This window comes from Pseudoalteromonas luteoviolacea NCIMB 1944 (assembly GCF_001625565.1).
Classification (GTDB): Bacteria; Pseudomonadota; Gammaproteobacteria; order Enterobacterales; family Alteromonadaceae; genus Pseudoalteromonas; species Pseudoalteromonas luteoviolacea_F.
The window spans coordinates 30329-46069 of record NZ_AUXS01000025.1; the positions used below are offsets into that span (position 1 = coordinate 30329).

At 40.8% G+C, this 15741-nt stretch carries 18 protein-coding genes; 12 read left to right on the top strand and 6 right to left on the bottom strand.

Features of this window, described 5'->3' with window-relative positions; all coding sequences use genetic code 11:
* Positions 1-101: 101 nt before the first annotated feature.
* Positions 102-233 (bottom strand): DUF4291 family protein, encoded by a 132-nt coding sequence (locus N483_RS27685; protein ID WP_196764403.1) that lies wholly within the window; start codon positions 231-233, stop codon positions 102-104.
* Complete coding sequence (locus tag N483_RS27250; protein ID WP_023399988.1) at positions 230-601, bottom strand: DUF4291 family protein; 372 nt, start codon at positions 599-601, stop codon at positions 230-232. Before N483_RS27250 ends, N483_RS27685 begins: the two co-directional genes overlap by 4 nt.
* A 193-nt stretch (positions 602-794) precedes the next feature.
* Here N483_RS27250 and N483_RS09220 point away from each other — a divergent pair, with 193 nt between their 5' ends.
* The 4 genes from N483_RS09220 (at position 795) to N483_RS09230 (ending at position 4537) form a co-directional block, all read left to right on the top strand.
* Positions 795-1298, top strand: a complete 504-nt coding sequence (locus tag N483_RS09220; RefSeq protein WP_023399989.1) for a GrpB family protein — start codon at positions 795-797, stop codon at positions 1296-1298.
* A 105-nt stretch (positions 1299-1403) separates the two neighbouring features.
* Positions 1404-1901 (top strand): DUF7000 family protein, encoded by a 498-nt coding sequence (locus tag N483_RS09225; RefSeq protein WP_023399990.1) that lies wholly within the window; start codon positions 1404-1406, stop codon positions 1899-1901.
* Between the two features lie 378 nt (positions 1902-2279).
* The gene (locus N483_RS26930) at positions 2280-2444 is read left to right on the top strand and encodes a hypothetical protein (protein ID WP_023399991.1); all 165 of its coding nucleotides are present in this window, start codon (positions 2280-2282) and stop codon (positions 2442-2444) included.
* A 461-nt stretch (positions 2445-2905) separates the two neighbouring features.
* Positions 2906-4537, top strand: coding sequence for a methyl-accepting chemotaxis protein (locus tag N483_RS09230; protein ID WP_023399992.1), 1632 nt, complete (start codon positions 2906-2908; stop codon positions 4535-4537).
* Positions 4538-4895: 358 nt separating this feature from the next.
* Here the strand turns inward: N483_RS09230 and N483_RS09235 are convergent, their stop codons facing one another.
* On the bottom strand, positions 4896-5258 hold the full coding sequence (locus N483_RS09235) for a hypothetical protein (protein WP_023399993.1): 363 nt from the start codon (positions 5256-5258) through the stop codon (positions 4896-4898).
* Between the two features lie 258 nt (positions 5259-5516).
* On the opposite strand from N483_RS09235, the gene N483_RS09240 reads away from it, so the two are divergent.
* The 8 genes from N483_RS09240 (at position 5517) to N483_RS09275 (ending at position 10050) form a co-directional block, all read left to right on the top strand.
* Positions 5517-5891, top strand: a complete 375-nt coding sequence (locus N483_RS09240; RefSeq protein WP_036976544.1) for a MazG nucleotide pyrophosphohydrolase domain-containing protein — start codon at positions 5517-5519, stop codon at positions 5889-5891.
* Positions 5892-5939: 48 nt separating this feature from the next.
* A complete protein-coding gene (locus N483_RS09245; protein WP_023399995.1) occupies positions 5940-6386 on the top strand; it encodes a GNAT family N-acetyltransferase in 447 nt (148 codons plus the stop codon).
* 66 nt (positions 6387-6452) lie between these two features.
* Positions 6453-6797: a VOC family protein gene (locus N483_RS09250; protein WP_023399996.1), complete on the top strand. Its 345-nt coding sequence runs from the start codon at positions 6453-6455 to the stop codon at positions 6795-6797.
* Between the two features lie 46 nt (positions 6798-6843).
* Positions 6844-7197, top strand: a complete 354-nt coding sequence (locus tag N483_RS09255; RefSeq protein ID WP_023399997.1) for an EMAP domain protein — start codon at positions 6844-6846, stop codon at positions 7195-7197.
* A gap of 243 nt (positions 7198-7440) precedes the next feature.
* Positions 7441-7890 carry a pyridoxamine 5'-phosphate oxidase family protein gene (locus N483_RS09260; protein ID WP_023399998.1) on the top strand — a complete coding sequence of 150 codons (450 nt, stop codon included), beginning with the start codon at positions 7441-7443 and terminating at the stop codon, positions 7888-7890.
* A gap of 81 nt (positions 7891-7971) precedes the next feature.
* Positions 7972-8844: a PhzF family phenazine biosynthesis protein gene (locus N483_RS09265; protein ID WP_023399999.1), complete on the top strand. Its 873-nt coding sequence runs from the start codon at positions 7972-7974 to the stop codon at positions 8842-8844.
* 97 nt (positions 8845-8941) lie between these two features.
* A complete protein-coding gene (locus N483_RS09270) occupies positions 8942-9307 on the top strand; it encodes a hypothetical protein (protein ID WP_023400000.1) in 366 nt (121 codons plus the stop codon).
* 272 nt (positions 9308-9579) lie between these two features.
* Positions 9580-10050 (top strand): DUF6265 family protein, encoded by a 471-nt coding sequence (locus N483_RS09275; protein WP_023400001.1) that lies wholly within the window; start codon positions 9580-9582, stop codon positions 10048-10050.
* Between the two features lie 76 nt (positions 10051-10126).
* Here the strand turns inward: N483_RS09275 and N483_RS09280 are convergent, their stop codons facing one another.
* From N483_RS09280 to N483_RS09295, 3 genes are all read right to left on the bottom strand, one after another.
* Positions 10127-10483, bottom strand: coding sequence for a ribosome recycling factor family protein (locus N483_RS09280; RefSeq protein WP_023400002.1), 357 nt, complete (start codon positions 10481-10483; stop codon positions 10127-10129).
* A gap of 209 nt (positions 10484-10692) precedes the next feature.
* Positions 10693-11694, bottom strand: coding sequence for a sensor domain-containing diguanylate cyclase (locus N483_RS09285; RefSeq protein ID WP_023400003.1), 1002 nt, complete (start codon positions 11692-11694; stop codon positions 10693-10695).
* 775 nt (positions 11695-12469) lie between these two features.
* Positions 12470-15634, bottom strand: a complete 3165-nt coding sequence (locus tag N483_RS09295) for a M43 family zinc metalloprotease (protein ID WP_023400004.1) — start codon at positions 15632-15634, stop codon at positions 12470-12472.
* Positions 15635-15741 lie beyond the last annotated feature (107 nt).

Consider the following 15741-nt stretch of genomic DNA (forward strand, 5'->3'; position numbering starts at 1 on the left):
CCTTGAGAGGAAACATGTTTATTCGCTGTCTCTTGACTCAAAAGATAAGGTAATTCAATCGGTAGTAGTGATGTGGCTGGTGAATGTTGATTGTTATCAACTCAGCTTTTTATCTCGATTGTGAGCTCAGTGACATTTGATATCTGCTTTAGCCAATGGTTAACATATAAATCAACAGCTTCGTTGGTTATTCCTATCTGAATTGCTCTATGCTTTAAGAGGTTTAAGTTCAAGTCCCGTTCAGGGTGCCATTGAATACGAACAGGTGTGGCCTTTTAATTTTTAGCCATGCTTCTTTATGTTTAAACTCTGTAGCTTGGTGGCTTAACAGGCTGCTGTTTAGCGCCCATTCAAAGCCTTCTCTGGAAATATTTAAAGCTAAGATCCTGTTTTGACCGTTATCTTTTTGACCCCAACCAGAGCGACACATCATCCATAAAAAAGACGGCTTAATCCAAGTCATACGCTCCATCTTAAAAGGAGGAGAAACAAAAGTGCCGTTTATTAAAGCAGAGTCTGCAACTGCATTGTTATAGTTTTGATAAACTCGAATAGTATTATCATCATAGAGCGCTCTGATCTGCCTAGTGGGAATTGTCATGCTAATTTTTTCATAAAATTACTGGGCAACACCACAAAACCTTTTAAAGCAAAGCACCTAAGAATACGACTGAAATGGCAGTATCGTTCTATTCGGTTCTACTTTCGGGAACAATCAAAGTATAGTTGTGGCAAAAATAAAACCAGATACCTTGTTCTTTTTTCTGTTGTTAGCTGTAAGGAAAAATAAAACCATGACCAAACTGACAAGTAATATTGCCGAGTATAACCCGAGGTGGAGTGAGATGTATGAATTTGAAAAGACACGTCTAACTGGTATTTTAGCTAATGATATCAAGGAAATTCATCATATAGGGAGCACTTCGATTGTTGGTCTGGCAGCTAAACCTGAGATTGATATCTTAATCGTAATATCTGCGACAAATACAAATAAAGATTTTACCTCTAAGCTCGTTCAACTAGGCTACAGAAGAGGTAATGACTTGTCTAAGGGCCACCAATTTTATAAAAAAGATGTCAACGATGTAAGAACACACAAAATACATATCTGTATTGATGGGCACTCAAAGGTAAAAAAGTTAATTGGCTTTCGTAACTACCTTCGCGCTAACAAAAAGGTGCGTGAAGAGTATCAAGCGCTAAAGTACAAGTTAGAAATGGAGAATCAACACGGTATTTCCGAGTACCTTAGTAAAAAAGGCCCTTTTATTCAGCATGTGATACAAAGTGCACTTTGAGTAAAGTGATTGGGCGTTAGGGGATGTTGCTTTGATTTCAAAGAGTGTCATACATTAAGGTATGTACTTTAAATTAATACAGACGCTATGTACAAGAGGATATCAATGGTGGTTACTAAAAGCTTAAATACCCGGATTTCACTCTATAAGCAAGCTCTTGAAAGTGGTGAATTACAGGAAACGTATCAAAGTTTGGTGAGTATCGTTCAAAACCTACGAACTGAATTTTCAAAAAGATATGACGGCGAGTATGCGGTCGCGGGCGTTTTGCATGGCTACTTAGATTTTACCTATTTTTATATCCAAAACAGCTACCTAAAATCTCATAAATTGAAACTTGCTGTTGTACTCAATCATCAACAAGTCCGATTTGAATTGTGGCTTCTTGGTCAAACAAAAGACGTGCAGAAATGCTATTGGTATAAACTAAAGGGTACTGAATGGGTCGACACACAGTGTATGCCAGAGTATTCGGTATTTGAAGTTCCTTTTTTGGAAGATCCTGATTTTGATAACTTAAATGAACTATCAAAATCAGTGCACAGCGAATTTGAGTCACTATCGATACAGATTTTTAAAGCGTTAAAGTCGCATGAGGAATAAAGAGCTAAACGTCTTAATAGGACATCTAAGAGTGTGCGCTACTTTATTGGGCCGACCTAATTCTACATATTGATTGAGAGCAAGTTGCACTGATAAACAGCGGAAATCCCAAAACTACTTTGTATCAGGTTGAGCTAGGTAGCTAAAAGGTAAGTGGATATCAGTTTACGCAAACAAGGTGATCGTTAGGTGGGGTATGTGGTTTCCAACGTTTAGTTAAGTATGCGTGAGAGCAACCTCATCGAAGTACTTATGGTTGAGCATATATAAAATCCCGATTGTAATTAAAAGATGACTATTAATTTTTCTAAATTGACAGTACCTAATTTATCGGTAGTTTTGAATGTGAGTGAATAAAAAACAATCAAAGGAGATACTGTGAAATTAAAACTAGCACTCAATAAAAAATCAATGAAACAACTCAACCAGAAGCAGTTAAATCAGAAAGTTACGGATAAGGTTGCTGGTGGAACATTCATTTCTCAAGTGGGCTGGTGTGGTTCAGGTATGATCCAATGTTGGACAAATGGACCATGTCTATAGGCATAACTGTTATTGCGAAGTAGCCTTGCTTAAGAGAGCCTATTGATTACTGGGCTCTCAATTTAAATCAAGTATATAAAAATCAACTGACATTCACTAAAACCAGAAAATTTTTCCATAACTTATTGAGTATCGACAACATACCTTTGCACCGGTTTTATCTCATCCATTTCTGCTTAGTGCTGAGTGTTTAATCGTGTATTTATCTTAGCTCGCGCTCTTTAAGCTTCAATTACTGGTTGTGTTAGAAGATCACTTCTTGAGAACTGTTCATCCTTCCCTTTCTTGTAGCTAACTGTTTGCAAAAGAGCCAGATACAAACTACCACTTAATAAGTAGCCTAAAACCTTGGTGGCCAACACAATTGGTGAATGACCATGGCAGTTAAGTCTTATTTTAAAACTGATAGGTAATTCTCATTGCTCATAGTGCAAATAGTAAAACTTGATAAGTGACCTGTTATGAATTTTCAAAGTATTCGCGTTAAATACACGTTTTTGTTTATTGCGATTTCAGTTTTTTTTATCGCAGTGGTATCAATAAACCTGTTTCTGATATCTAAAACAGAGAATAGCCTCACAGAAGTAGGGACGAAGTTTAACCCGGCTATTTCTGCTGTTATCAATGCTGATAGAGACCTTTATCAAGCGTTGTCGGCAGAACAGCATATCTTGTACAGTACGAATTTAAACAGTAGCTACAACAATCTATACGCAGACTACAAAGAAAATGCACAGCAGGCATTGGATCGTATGAACAAATATCGTGAGTTGATGGGAGACTACCCCAGTGCGTTGGCGCCGTTGAGGGGGTTTGATACCCAATATCGCATTTGGCTCGCGGACTCTCAAAAGGTATTTGATTTAATGCAACAAGGTGATAAAAGTGCTGCCATTGTCCAAAGTGAAGGCAAAGCGACGCAGAGTTTTAATGAATTAAGAGAGTATTTTAACTTGGCTGGTGAAGCGGCTGATAACATCAGTGGTGAGGTTAGCAGCCAGTCAATAAGTGAAGTAAATAGTACCTTGACGGTGATTTGGGTTGTAAGCGCAATCATAGTTGCAGCCATCGTTGCAATTGGCGTGATCGCACCAAAAAAAATGGCTAATGCGTTAAATGACCTGACAAACCAATTAAAAGATATGAGTCAGGGAGATGGAGACCTCACAAGACGGATTAACTCCGAACGAGATGATGAACTTGGCGATGTTGCTAAGGAGTTTGATAGGTTTGTTGCAGGCCTATCTGATTTGATACGGACGATAGTCGATGAGTCAATGGCGGTTGTTAAGGGTGTAGAAACGCTTGAGTCTGGATCTAAAAATATTCACGATACTTGCTCTAGTCAGCTGCAAGCCATCGAGGTTATTGTTACAGCGGTGGATGAAATGTCTTACGCAATTAAAGAAGTGGCAAAAAATGCCAACCTTACAGCGGAAGACCTTGCTAGAGTCAACGACTTGACTAATGAAGGGGCGACGGTCACAAACCAAACGGTTGAGCAAATCAATCAACTTTCAGAGGTCATTGCGCATGCTTCTGACACCATCTCAAAGGTTTCTGAAGACTCCACTAATATTACTTCAGTGTTAGATGTGATCCGAGGAATTGCCGAACAGACAAATTTACTGGCGTTGAATGCGGCAATAGAAGCCGCCAGAGCGGGTGAGCAAGGCAGGGGGTTTGCGGTTGTTGCAGATGAAGTAAGGACACTTGCCAGTAAAACGCAGCAGTCCACTGAAAACATACAGGAAATGATTTCAAACTTACAAAAAGGGGTCGAGCAAGCAGTCGCGTCAATAGAAAAGGGCAATGAGTCGACTAGCTCAACAGTTGATTGTTCATCACAAACTCTCGAGTCGCTCGGCAAGATAGCATCGGCCTCACAGCGGGTGTCTGATGTCGCCGTGCAAACAGCGACTGCAACGGAGCAACAAAGCAAAGTCACCGATGATATAAGTGGTAATTTGACCCAAATGTTTCAAGGGACACGCCTCAATTTCGATACCGCGGTAGAAAATGAAGAAGTTGCAGATAAAACAATGGCAAGCGCAAAAAGACTTAGTCAGGCAGTTGGCGGGTTCAAACTATGAATCTATTTACGACTATAGGACTCTCATCCAAGTGTTGATGAATCGCCAACTTAATGTTGAATGCTGCACTAATAAGAGTGAATACAGTACAAAGCATGTCTGTTAATTCGACAATATGTAACTCGAAAATAACGACCAGCGGGTTACTTGCAGCCATAACGAGTAAAAGTACAACAGGCCCTGATAACAATAGGATGGTTACCAAGCTATAGGCAATAAGACGCGTAAAAAAGTATGCTCTGCATAGAAAGTAAGCGATTGTCTTGAAATTGATTATTCATATGTAGGTCAATGACCTGCCGGTTCAATGACTATGCACCTAGGTGTAAAAGGCACATAGTCTAGTTTTTAACTCCGTTTATTTGTCAACGGTCAGCACACCATCGATGTTAGAAACACTGACATTGTCCAAGCCACTGATCACCAACGTTGACTCTTGATATGTTTGATCGCGCTTTTGGCACTCGGCAGACAAAACAACAACAATGTCATCAGATGTTTTTTGATAGCTGCCGCTAGGCACATAGCCGCTAGCGCTACCTGAGTGTGTTTGATTGACTAAAAAACCATCCATGTTTGCTACATCAGCAGAAGATAAGTTCGTCAAATCAAGTGAGGCCGGAATGTACTTGCCATCTCGTTTTTGAGATTTTGTGTACAGCGTTGAGCGAATATTTTTAGACGTTAAAGTAAAGCTACCTTCTGGAATATATTGACTCATTTTAGTTTCCTTTAAGTTGTAAAATAAATTGATATGAGTGAAGTCCATTATGTGACACTTTGGTTTCACCACACTTAAGTTGGCAGATAGATTTGGCTTTTAACATTACAAATTATTACACTGTAACAATATTTGGAACGAGACTGATTTTCTATATTGCTAACAAAATGGAGGCAGGTATGAATATCGGTAATAGTGGGTTAGCCAGTATCGGCATTGATACTGGTTGTTGTAGGAAAAGAGATGATAAGGGGCCCTATGCAAGATTTTGAAAAGGTGCTGGAAGTAGCAAAGCGCAAAAGTGTATTTGATCAAACAAATAGTTGGTATTCTGGCTCGAGCACATACCTGTCATCCTTAAAAGATGAAATAACCGAAGTCACAGAAGAAATACCAAAAAACAGGACCTGCTACCTTGAAGATGAGTTGGGAGATGTCCTTTGGAATTACCTTAATATCTTGTTGTCACTTGAAAAAGAGTCGGGTATTGATGTTAACTCTGTACTCAAACGCGCTTACGTTAAATACGAGCAAAGGGTGTCAGCCATCGAAGCTGGTGGTAGTTGGGCAGAAGTAAAAGAAGCACAAAAGCAAATTTTGGCACGTGAGCAGGCGTTAGTCGAACGTACTTAATTTGTTTTGAACTTTGGTCCCTAAAAATACAGGAAGGTACAGGTAAAAATGGAATATTTGGAAGTTAATAGTCATGCAATTCCGATTGAACTCTTGCTTGAAGCAGATCCATCAAAAGAGAGTATTTTAAACTACCTATCAGGATCTTGGTGTTTTGTGGCAACAACACGCGGCAAAATTCTCGCGGCATGTATCGTCAAAGCGCAAGGTGTAGAACTGGCGGAAATTTACAACATTTCGGTTTATCCAGCCTATCAAGGACAAGGAATTGGGTCTAAATTGCTTCAGTTTACCCTCTCTGAATTATCAAATAGAGGCGTGAAGAGAGTTGAACTTGGCACCGGTACGTTTGGTTATCAGCTCACTTACTATCAGCGTATCGGATTTCGGGTGGCATCGGTATCAAAGGATTATTTTTTAAAACAATATGATATGCCAATTTTCGAAAATGGCATTCAGCACAAGGATATGCTAAGGCTATATATTCAAATTTAAATCGTTGATCATCTATTCACGATAAAAGTGAAGTAGTCATTAATGAATAGGAACAGGGAGTTTGAAATGAAAGTTCATTACCTAGAAATTGTTTCAGTTGATGTAGAGTCTGTCATCAGTGCTTATGAAGACACATACAAGGTGAAGTTTGGTGAAGCAGAAGAGTTACTTGGTGGCGCTCAAACTTGCATATTATCTGATGGTTCTATTGTGGGGGTACGTGGCCCATTGCGAGATACGGAAACGCCGACTGTTCGCCCATATTGGTTGGTGGATGATATTGAGCAAGCTGTGCAAAGTGCACAATCGAATGGCGCAGAAATAGCGCTACCACCATTGGAGATCCCTGGTAAAGGGAAGTTCGCAATTTATATTTTGGGGTCTATTGAGCATGGATTGTGGCAGATATAACCATGGTTTCTTAGTAAGCGAATTGAAATAACATGAGGCTCCAAAAATGAAAACAGCCCCCATAAAAGAACAAATCACATTCGAGGATTTTACCAAAATTGATATTCGTGTTGGTCAAATCATCTCAGTGAGTGACGTAGAAAAATCAGATAAACTTATGAAGCTTATCGTTGATTTTGGCGACCATACACGTTCAATTTTGGCTGGAATAAAACAAGAACGTGAAGATCCAAAAGAAATTGAAGGAAAACAAGCGCTGTTCGTAGTGAATTTGCCAGAAAGAAAAATGGCTGGTGAAGTATCACAAGGTATGCTTTTTGATATCGGTTATGAAGATAAAGTACAGCCATGTCTTGCTTGTCCAGAAAGGCAAATTCCAAATGGTACAAGAGCTGGTTAGCAAGTCTGGGCAGTTCAATAATAGGGTGTAGAACTGGTATAATATGAGGGACAATTGTTACTTGCTACAGTGGGCTTTGTTCTAGAAAGCTGGGTGCTAACTAGTCATAGCTACCTTGTAAATGATACAACCAATTGCCTAAACAGTTTGTCCTTTAATAGAATCAATGAGCGCTATAAGAAAGAAAAGGACTCAGCGCTAACCTAGAGCATTACGAATAAAAGCAAATAACAAGGAACCGCAATGCTTACTGAAAAAATAAAATCGTCAATAAAAGAGAGTGTTTTATGTTGGTTGGCTACTGTCGACGAAGATGGTTGTCCGAGTGTTTCGCCAAAAGAAGTCTTTGTTTGCAATAGGGATACAGAAATACTGATCGCAAACATCGCATCAGCAAATAGTGTGAAGAATATTAAAAACAATGACAAGGTGTGTGTGAGCTTTGTCGATGTCTTTAAGCAAAAGGGTTTTCAGTTGTATGGCAAAGCAACGTATATAGCCAAAAATTCAGATGGTTTTGAGTCCGTATTTAGTCCAATTAAACCACTAACTGGTGACAAGTACCCTGTTGCAGGCGTTATTCGTATTACAGTATTAAAAGCGAAACCCATTGTTGCGCCAAGTTATAAGCTGTTTCCTAACATCACAGAAGAACAACAAATTGAAAGTGCCAAAAAGACCTATGGCGTCTAATTCGCTGGGTATGTGAGCGCGCTCAATTTTTGCAGCCTTGCTGCATTTATTTCAAAAAAGTACAAACTGGAGTCTTAGAGATTGAAGCAAGTCGAAGTTTATTTGGTCGATGCATTCACGGCAAATGGTGCGGGTGGGAATCCTGCAGGTGTAGTGTTAAATGCCGAGTGTTTGTCTGAACAAGACAAGCAATATATCGCAAAAGTTGTTGGTTACTCAGAAACAGCATTTGTTTCTCGAGATGACGAAGTCGATTTTCAATTGTCGTTTTTTACACCGACGGAAGAAGTCGATTTTTGTGGTCATGCTACTTTGTCTGCCTTTACTGTAATGTGTCAAAGGGGTGTGCTCAGTGCAGGCCAGTATACACAAAGAACAAAAGCCGGGTTGTTGGGTGTCATGATTGACGCTGACGGGTACGTTGTAATGGAGCAAAAGCTGCCATCATATCTAGGGCAGGTAAGCTATGAAGACGTGTCTGAATTTATGGGAATAGGAGCGTCTATATTGGCATCTACTCAGTTGCCTGCCGAAATGGTTTCTACTGGCTTGGCCGATATATTGGTGGCTGTACCTCATGGCTATCTTGATAAGATTAAAATAAATGAAATGCGACTCAGTGAGTTTTGTAAAAAACATAAGTTGATTGGCGCGCATGTATTTGAATTGTGTGGACCTAACTCTGAGTACACTGCAAGCTGTCGAAACTTTGCCCCTTTAGTTGGTATACCTGAAGAGTCTGCAACAGGCAGCTCTAATGGTGCGCTTGCATGTTATTTGAGTAAACATCTCAAAAACATTGATACGAGCGAGTTTACATTTGAGCAGGGTCGAGCCATGGGATGTACATCTAGAGTCACAGCGTCTGTGACTCTTTGCAACGAACAGGTCACTCAAGTAAAGGTAGGCGGCCTTGCTCATGAATTTGACGTGAAAAAGGTCATTGTGGCATAGGTGTACCGAATTTTAATGTATTGCTATTTGGTGTAATTTGCGCTGTAGTTAAGCGGTATTTGTGGTAGATAAACAAGTGAGCAGTCAAGGAGCTAATTTGAAACTTCTCAAATTTATTTGTGTGACGTTAGCCACTTTCAGCGGACTGGCTGAAAGTCTAGAGTTTAACTTAGAGCCTTCATTGCCTGCTGTAAAAGAGATCTTGGTTGATCAAACTAGCCGCGAACAATTTACACAGCAAATCAATAAAAGATATAAGGCCAAGGTGTACAGATGCGGCGTGATCTATCCGCCGCTCACGCCAGATGAAGTTTTAAAACAGCAATATGATAACCAGACACTGAGGGATATCGTAACGTTCTCACAGGTTTTTAAAGTGAACACCTATACGCCAATGAGGCAGTTGGCGAAAAAACCGGTAGCGCCCGCTATATTTAATGGTCATTATTTTGTGTCACAATAACTTTGTCCTTAAGTTGCTCAACAATGAATATTGCAGCTAAAAAAACATTAATAAGATGGTTTGCAATATGAACAAGGCCAGGGGCTTCAAGCCATTGTTCTAAGCGCATGCAAAGCGATACGGTAAAAAAAGTATAGTTTAAAGCAGTCTTAATTACGTCGTTAACTTATATTTGCTTTGCATAATGGAGCAAATAACTGGACGTTTCGCTTTGATTTAACAGTCCTTTTTATAGGGACGACAATTTTGTCAGTCAAATGGAGGTGTGTTCAATGTCAAAAGCAATAGGTTTTGTATTCGTGTGTTTAGCCTTTCACTCAACGGTGCAAGCGAAATCTTGTGATTCTGTTAAATCACTGTCATGGCTTGTCGGGAATTGGTATTCCCAAAGCAGTAAACTGAAAATTCGCGAATCTTGGAAACAGATAAGCGGTAAAACCTTTGAAGGCACAGGCTCCACTTATTCTATCGAAAAAGGTAAAACGGTTAGCTCTGAAACATTAAGGTTAGTCGAAATGTCAGGAGAGGTGTTTTATGTTGCCAAAGTTGCTAGTAACGACCTGCCTGTCGCTTTTAAACTAACAAGCTGCTCAGAAAAAACCGCGGTTTTTGAGAACCCGCAACATGACTTCCCTAAAAAGCTAAGTTATCAATTAACAAAAGACAACTACATCACTGTTTTGGTCTCTGGAGAGCAAGGTAAGGGGTTCTCAATTAATTTTGTTGGAGAAAACGATAGCTAACGAGAAATCAATGGGGTCAGAGTCGATGATAGGCTCATATGAGTAACTACAAGCAATGGCGTTGCGTTGGCACAAGTTAATCCCACGCAACTTCGTCAAAAGCTTTTCTGGCCTCTACCAATGTGCAATCAGTTTGCGCTATCAGTTGCTGTAACGTGATGGTGGGGTTGTGTTTTACTATCGAAACTAAACCTTCGAGGCTTGATTTAGGCTTATGGCAGCGCAGTTTTTCAACTATCCATTGCCAGCTTGGTTCATCATATTGTTGAATTTGCTGAATAATTAACTCCAATTGTGACCAGTCTCCTTGTATCCTCCAGTGTCTTGAGCGACCTTTCCGGTTTAGTTGAGCACCGCTGGACTTTATAAGCGCTTTTAGTTTGTCGGCGCGCTCAACACGACGAACAAAACTATTTAATTGGATATCTAACATACGTACATGGCTAGGGAATCGAACGAGCAGTGTATCAAAATTATCTGTCGTTTGCCTTGGTTTAAAGGGCGATGGTGATGAGGAGTTGAATAGCTTGTCGTACACTTTAAAAATTTGCTGTACTAAAACTGGGGCAGTTACAAAAAGTCATTAATTTTGGTATATCGGATTGTGAGCGTATTTGAATGAAAAATTTCTAGATGCGGCTGTTAGTTTATAGTTGTGCGATCCCGCCCATTCTTTTTAGATAAATAAAGGGCCTGATCTGCTCGATTGTAAATAGATTCAAGGTTGTCATCCTTGAGTTGTGCGGTAGTTACACCGCAGCTAATGGTGATATGAAGGCTGTGAATATCGTATTGAACAGTCATGCCCGCTACTTCAAGTCGGATGCGCTCCGCAAGCTTCCCTGCGACATCAACGTTTCCGCTTACCAAAATTACAAACTCGTCTCCCCCAACACGGAAAAAGTGGTCATATGTACGTATAACTTGATTAATAACCTTACTGAATGTGACCAAAACCAAGTCGCCCACATTGTGCCCATATCGATCGTTGAATTGTTTGAAGTTATCGATATCCATCATAATCATAGCAAATGGCTGTTTGTCGCTTTGCCACTTGCTGAGCAGCTCATTGCCTACGATAGTCAGACAGCGCCTGTTACTCGCTTTAGTTAGGGGATCGGTTTCTGCGCGTTTCTTTTGCTCTGTAATTTCCATTTGTGCGTGCAGGTAATTGGCCAACCAATTTGCAATGCATTCGAGTAGAACAGCATGTTGTGTTTGATATGCATTCTCTCTTAAGCTGCCTAAATTTAATGTACCAAAACATGCCCCAGATTTTTGTAGCGGTACATCCATACACGAGTTTAAACCGCCTCCATGTAAAATTTTGCAATCGAAATCTTGGGATTCTTTGAGGTTATTGTTTATTTCTAATGTTTTGCTTTGAAATACCCGTCCAACCATGGTGTTGTTTATTTGCAGGATCGTATTGGCCTCAATGGCTTTGTTTCCGTATAAAGCATACACCTCTAATGTGTCTTCTTGTCCGTTGTGCAAACAAACACTTGCCCGATCTGCGTCGATAATTTGCGGTAACCAATGAGAAATCAAATCCAATGTCTCTGGCAAATCTTTTGATTTAGACAACTCATTGACAAATGTTATTGGCAAGCATATTGACTCATGGTTGATCGAAGAAGACATATTTATCTACAAATGCATAACGGCAACTAAGTTTGATTATAGCTTAATATTGCTTATTCTATAGGTGCTGCACTGGTGGATTTGTAGGTATTTTCAATGCACACAAAGTATGTTTGAATAGAGTTCTCCTACAGGTGTTCACACCGCAATGCTAAAACTTATAAACGGTATGTTTTAAGTTCAAACCTACAACAGTCAGACTCTCATGCTTAGCACAATGTACAAGTTGCTTTTAAAGTTTAAAATGGGTAGAAAACTAGCTTATAATCAGTGGTCTAGGGTGGTAGTTGTGAAGGGTGTTATAAAATGCGTTGCTATTTGGTAGACATGCTTTCTATCATTTTTATCAGTGTGTGTAGTTTTTCTGCCTATTCGTAAGTCTGGCTGCAAATTGAATCAAATGTAAAGTGTCCGGACTTATTGAAATTACAGGGAGAAAGTTATTCAATTTACAATGATTGTTATGGCGTTGATCCCCGAAATCCAATAATAGAAACAGGCAGCATCACACTGGACGAAAGTCACATTATTTTTCACGCTCGCAAAATTAAACAAGCGTCTTTTTTGCAAGGTGGTGCGAGCAGTCAAACGCTCATCGTGTTACTAAAATCAGATACTAAGTTACACCTACGGTATGGGAAATCGATTTTTAAGTTTAAAAAAGTCGACAGTGGAAGAGCGTTGTAACCCTATGAATAATCTCTAGATTGTAGCTTTATTACAGGTTCAATACAGCACCGAGCTTTCGCTGCGGTGCTGAGGGGGATGAATGAATTTAGTTTTGACGTCTACATTCAAGGCTATTAAAGTCAACGATAATGCTTGTATTTGTTGCATCTCCAGAGACTTTTAGATATGACCAGTAGCTATTACCTGCTGGAATCGTAATACACTCAGTATTGGTACCTGAGTTCGACTCAGCATCTTTATCGTTATCACTTGGCCAGCCACCATTTTTGTACAAAATGTGTAAGTTACTTTGGCCATGCGCCGTTGTAATCGCAATATTCTGTGCAGAGTCCACTTCTGGTAGGCTTAACCAAACTGTGCCATTACCTCCAAGACATGCAGCTTTGCCAGCCTCCAACCTGCCACCTGCAATAGGGGCTTGCGTGGAGCATGCGTTAGGAACTGTCTTATTCACCGAGCTGGGCTTAATAGTGACTGTATAGTCTTCAACTTCACCATCACCTATGCTGCCACAAGCTGATGTTGGGGCGCTATTGTACTTCATGGCAATACGCATACGCGTCGTTTTTCCTACCGAGCCAGATGGGATAGACACTGTGCCGTTCACAGCTCCTTTGCCAGAAACATCGCTCATTACTTGCTCAGACTCTTCAAATTGACCATTTTCATTTAAGTCAATCCACGCAGCCCAATGTTCTGTATAGTTGCCACCTGGCGTCAGTGTAAACTGATTATCGCCTTCTTTAAGGTCGATTGTTTGCGCAGTAAAGTCACTGTAACCATTGGCATTAGAAGGGTTGCTAAACGCACCTGATTGTACATTGGCAATCCACTCATACTTTGTATTACCGCTCGCTTCACAATAATTCATTGCCGTGACTGTAACACTAGCCTGAGCAGAGTGAGATAGGCCTTCGTTATCTGTAACGGTTAGAGTTGCAGTATAATCACCGGCTTGGGCGTAGCTATGTTTAGGGTTTGCAGCTGTGCTGGATTGACCATCGCCAAACTCCCATTTATAACTTGCAATACTGCCATCAGGATCTGATGAATTTGCACTGCTAAACTCAATATCTTTCCCAGCAGAGCCAGTGTATGGGCCGTTGGCATTTGCAATAGGTGCGATATTCTCAGCCTTAATGAGTGCTGTGGCTGTATCGCTAGCGGTGTTACCGTCATTGTCGGTTACTGTCAGCTTAACTGTATATGTGTTGGCTTGCTGATATGCATGTGTTGGGTTTGCAGCCGTTGAGGTATTACCATCGCCAAACTCCCACAAGTAGCTGCTAATGCTGCCATTTGAATCGAATGAACCCGCACTACTAAAAGCAATGGTGTTACCGAGCAAGCCATTATATGGACCGTTTGCTTGCGCGATTGGCAGTTCTGAATCTGTAGATCTTTCGTAATAAACGACCAACGATGCGTCGCTATATTCTAGGAATGGATCTATTAAAAGGTTGAGCGTACCGCCACCTGCTGGGAACTCACAGTATTCACTTAACCTTGGCGCGCTGAATGGGCCGCAGTCAAATTTATCTTTGGTTGGCACCGAGTTTATGCTGGCGTATAAGTCTGGATCGCCTTGATACCCGCCTGGCATTACCGCAACTGTACGCACTGCATCAGCCGGTATATCGAATTGATAAGATTTAGGGTCAGCACCTTTTGCTGATTTTAAATCTTTGACTTCAGTTAAAAAAACGCGTTCACAAGTGGCACATAAGGTATCATCTGTACCTGCAATGACGCTGAGTGTCGCGTTGGAATAGGCACTATATGCATCAATTGCAGCATGATAGCTTTCGGTACTTGAAGGCGCTGATAGAGTCACCAGTTCAGGAGATCCTGCGCTTCTAAAAGAAATGAAGTCTGCATCCCAGTTGTCGCCATTTTTGGTTGGTGCTTTACCTTTGGAGACATACATATCTGGATCTTCGTCATACCCGTCGAGATAAAATGCGACTGCTTGGGTACCACTAGGTACGTTAATTTCGAAGTTATCAACTTCGCCCTTTTGTGCAGATAGGTTCGTAAACGACTGCACAACATCACCTTTGGGAGGAACGACTGCGCCTGAAGTGCCATCCCAAGGGTGATCTGCATTACTGGTATATTCGCCTAAGCCAGTCGCAATCAAGTTGGCGTTTGACCAGATAGTCGCACGGGCTGGGCCGTGAAGGGCTGCAGTCATGCGATCTACTTGATCCTTGGTAAACATGGCATAGTTGTCAGAGTAATGCATGAAGTTTTCAGTGTTAGTAGCCTGACCTAAGCAATTTTTAGCGTTGTCTTGCAAAATACTACTACTCATTTGAGGTGTGTCACATGAGCCATCGCCAGTCGCGTTACAGAATGCTTCTGAATGCACGGTACAAGCACCATCAAAAGTATGCGGTAGGTTCAACCAGTGACCAAACTCGTGAGTTAAGACAGAACGAAAGTTCTCATTGGTATTCGCGCCGATATAGTCACCATTGTAGACAACACGAGAGAGGCCTTGCTGTGACATACTAAGCTGCGGGTACCAAGCGACACCTGAGTTATTAGTTTGACCATCATCATATAAGTCGCGCTGAATATATATGTTCATGTATTTGAAGTTGTCCCAAGCATCCGCAGCAATTTGGTCATCTTTACCGCTGCCTTTGCCATAACCTGCTTTATCTGGATAGCGGACAATACCATTAGTAGGCTGGCCATTAGGGTCTTTTTTGGCAAGCACAAATTCGACGCTAAGGTTTCGCCTGATTGCTTGGAATTCCGGTGCTATCGGGCCATCATCTGTAATTAGTCCCAAAAAGTCTTCATTTGACTTGTTTAAGCCATCGATTATTTTCTGTTCAGTTAAACAATAGGTTCCTGTTTCACAGTTATATCTGTCACCGTAAACGTGCACAACAACAGGAATATAGTACCTCCCAGGCACACCGTTACCGTTCTCGGCGGCAAGGTTTTCTTGAGTGGCAAGTGAATTCATAATTTGCGAGGAAAAGCTTGAGCTGATGTTGGCTTGCCGGGCATTTTCTTTTTGAATGGCAGACCAATTTTGGTCATTGTGGTCGGTACCACATATTTGACCTGAGTGTTTATGGTTCGCTTGCACATCCAAACTTGCAATGTTGTTCACGTGTGTATGTGGCTCAGGGCTTTCTCCTGCATACGACGTTGCAGTTGTCATAGCAGAGAGTAGTGCAATTGTTACGCAATTGAGTTTGGGCAACGTTAGCACCGGCTTGGATAAAAACATGTTGTTCTCCTGTAATTTATTTTTATTGTTAACAGTTGATATGTTTCAGGTACTGCTTAAACCTAAGTTAACAAATGGCATTTCTGCCTATACCTCTTGATTGTGAA